Raw genomic sequence first — 3,253 nt, 5'->3', positions numbered from 1 at the left:
GGCGGCAGCGCGGCCGTCGCGGCCTCGGCGTGGGCCAGGCGCGAGACATCCGCGGCGGCCCGGTCGAGGGCCGGCTCGGAGAAGCCGCGCAGGGAGATCAGCAGGTCGGCGCGGTCGGGCAGCACGTTCCCCGGGTGCCCGGCGTCTCCGGACCGCAGCGCGGTGGCGGTCACGGTGGGGCGCCCGCTCTCGCCTGCCGCGACCTCGGGCAGCCGCGTGACCAGCCCGGCCGCCGCCCGCAACGGGTCCGCGGCGAGGTGCGCGGTGGCCGCGTGACCCCCGTCGCCCTCGAAGGCCACCGCCAGGGTGCGGCTGCCGGCCAGGACCGGGCCTTCGGCGTGCGCCACCATCCCCGCCGGGAACGGCGCGGTGTGCTGGGCGAGCACCTCGTCGGGCGGGGTGACCCGGTCGTACAGGCCGTCCTCCAGCATGGCCCGCGCGCCGCCGAGAGTCTCCTCGGCGGGCTGGCCGAGCAGCAGCAGCGTGCCCCGCCACCGGTCCCGCCGGGCCGCGAGCCAGCGTCCTGCGGCCGCCACACAGGCGAGATGGGCGTCATGGCCGCAGGCGTGCATCACGGGGACCGGGCGGCCGTCGGGCCCGGTGGCGGTGGCGGTGCTGGCGTACGGCGCGCCGGTGGCCTCGGCGACCGGCAGGGCGTCGAGTTCGGCGCGCAGCAGGACGGCGGGGCCCTCCCCGTTGCGCAGTTCGGCCGCGACACCGTGGCCGCCGATGCCGCGCAGCACCCGGAAGCCGTCGGCGTCAAGACGCTGGGCGAACCGGGCGGCGGTGCGCACCTCGGCGCCGGAGAGCTCCGGATGGCGGTGCAGGTCGAGATAGAACTCGGCCGTCGGCGCCAACAGCTCGGCCAGACCCGGGAGTTCCTGGGTGGTCCGGGTGGGTTTGGTGCTCATGTCAGTGGCTCCTCGGGCAGGTGTCAGCGAGGTGACAGCGAACGGCAAGGGGGGTGCACGCGGACGCGCGTAGAACTGTGGAGTGCCGGAAGGCCGCAACGCCCCTGCGGATGCTGGATGTTGCGACCCGAACCGCCCGACCGGCCGTACCGCACCGTCCCCGAAACGGAAGGAGTCGTCATGTCTGACAACGCCCTCGCCTCCCTCGCCCAGGAGATCCTGGACCTCGAGTCGGAGACCTTCGAGATCACCGACTACTCGGACGCCAGCGAGGTCATGCTCGGTTCGTCCACGAGCTGCTCCTCCACGAGCACCTGCTCCAGCACCACCAGCACCACCTCCTGCACCGCCTGACGTCCGACGTCGGTGGAAAGGTCCCCGGCCCTGCCGGGGACCTTTCGCGTTCCCGGAACCGTCAGGGGAAGGGGTGCGGCACCAGCCGCAGGTTCTCCTCGCGCAGCGGGGCGGGCACCAGCCCCGCGCGGTACGGCGCGGTCCGCAGCCTCGGCAGGTGCGGCGCCCGCTGGCGCGGCCAGCCGAAGTCGATCGGCAGCAGCCCGGGGGCGAGCGTGGCGACCGTGCGCAGCCCCATCCGCCGCTGCTCCGGGGTGGTCTGGTCGACGGCGATGACATCGCAGTCCGCGTCGGCCAGCAGATCGCGCAGCAGCGTGACGTCGTCCAGCAGATCGGCGGTGCGCGGCCGGCGCTCCTCCCAGTCGGCGAACAGCTCGGCGAGCGGGGCCACTCGGGGCGGGGCCAGATAGCTGCGGGCGTGCTCACGCATGGCGGGCAGCCCGAACAGGGCGGCGTGGTCGGGCAGTCGTACGACCTTGTCGAAGTCCTTGACCATCGAGGCGAGTTCCGCGGGCCGTTCGGCGACCTGGCGGGGCAGGTGCGGGATGTAGGTGAGGATCTCGGAGAGCGCCGACTCCACGGCCGTCTCCGGGTCGAAGGAGGCGCCGGCGGCGAACGCCAGGGTGCCGGGTCCGTCGTCGCGGCGGACGGCGAGGCCGGTGACGACCGGTACCGGGAGGTCCACCCGGTTGTCGAAGACATGGACGTCGTAGCCCTGGAGTTCGGCGCGGGCCGCCATCGCGCGCACCCGTGCGCCGCCGACCGAGTCCAGGTCGATCTCCGGCAGCGGCAGATTGCCGTACCAGCCGAGCAGGAAGGCGTCCCGCTCCAGGAGTTCGAGCAGTCCGAAGAAGACCGCCTCCTCCAGACTGGCGCCGGTGGCGCAGCCGTTGGAGCACTCGAAGACGAAGTTGTCCTCGCGGGTGCCCGCGCTGTAGTAGACGAGCCGGGCGGGCACCAGGACGGGTCGCTCGTCGCGCAGCGACCAGCCGGTGACCCAGGGGATCGGCCGGGCCGGGTCGAAGGGCCGGACCATCGGGTCCTCGGCGTAGGTGCGCGGTGCGTACAGGCCGCAGGCGCGGGGGTCCAGGGCGCGTTCGCCGAGCTCGTCGTAGGAGGCGGTGACGACGGGGGCGCGGTGCCGGCGGTGGGTGCCGGCGTAGCGTTCCAGTCCCTCCAGGAAGGCCAACTCACGGCTGCGGGCGAAGGAGTTGGCCTGGCCGCTCCAGGTGACGTCGGTGAGTCCGGCGTAGCCCCGCATGAAGACGCTGCCCGCGACCGGCGCGGTGGTGGGCGAGGTCACATCGATCCAGGTGCCGCCGCCCAGCACCCCGCAGACCGGGTTCGCGAGCCCCTTGACCGGCACCGGGAAGTCTCCGGGTCGGCCCGAACGGTAGTCGTCGGGACCGGACTTGGGCCGGGAGGTCATGGGCCCAGCGGTGCGCCGGGCCGCCGCCTCGGCCACGGCCTCGCCGGTCACCGGGCGGCAGTGGGGGCACATCGGGTCGGGCAGCAGCGGGAAGGTGCGGACCTTGAGGGTCTCCAGGTCGAGTTCGGTGACCCGGGGCAACTCGGCGTCGGGGCCCGGGGGTTCGTGCCGGGCGCCGCCGGTGGCGATGAGGCGGTGCAGGGACCAGACGGCGTCCACCAGATGGTCGGGCAGGGCGGGCCAGCGACCGGCGACCGTGGTCTCGGTGCCGGTCTCCAGCGCGTCCCGTTCGGTGCGGGTGCGCAGCCGCTGGCGGCGCATCGCGAGGCAGGTGCCGCAGGCCCGGCCGGCCCGTCCGGTGCCGCCCCAGGGGCCCAACAGCACGGCCTGGGCGGTGAGATGGACCTCGGCCGTGTGCGGGGGCACCGGCGCGGCGGGGCCGGGCCGCTCGCCGAGGACGTTGGTGTCGCCGATGCGGGAGACGGCGGGGGCGGGCAGGCCCGCCGCGACGGCGCGGGCCGCCAGGCGGTCCTGGAGGGCCGCGCGGGCGGCCTCCAGG

Annotated in this window: 3 protein-coding genes; 1 reads left to right on the top strand and 2 read right to left on the bottom strand. The window is 74.9% G+C overall.

Annotation, left to right across the window (positions count from 1 at the left end; genetic code table 11):
* Positions 1–911: amidohydrolase (locus CCN72_RS36060; RefSeq protein ID WP_086812585.1), on the bottom strand; the 911-nt coding region annotated here is incomplete at its 3' end.
* 180 nt (positions 912–1,091) lie between these two features.
* Here CCN72_RS36060 and CCN72_RS36055 point away from each other — a divergent pair.
* Positions 1,092–1,265, top strand: a complete 174-nt coding sequence (locus CCN72_RS36055; protein ID WP_037657426.1) for a thiazolylpeptide-type bacteriocin — start codon at positions 1,092–1,094, stop codon at positions 1,263–1,265.
* A 61-nt stretch (positions 1,266–1,326) separates the two neighbouring features.
* Here CCN72_RS36055 and CCN72_RS36050 read toward each other — a convergent pair whose 3' ends face one another.
* Complete coding sequence (locus tag CCN72_RS36050; protein WP_086812584.1) at positions 1,327–3,252, bottom strand: TOMM precursor leader peptide-binding protein; 1,926 nt, start codon at positions 3,250–3,252, stop codon at positions 1,327–1,329.
* Between the last annotated feature and the right edge of the window lies 1 nt (position 3,253).

The organism is Streptomyces murinus, assembly GCF_002154555.1.
GTDB classification, from domain to species: domain Bacteria; phylum Actinomycetota; class Actinomycetes; order Streptomycetales; family Streptomycetaceae; genus Streptomyces; species Streptomyces murinus.
The sequence above is the reverse complement of the archived record's forward strand: the minus strand, read 5'-3'. Positions and strand labels throughout refer to the sequence as shown.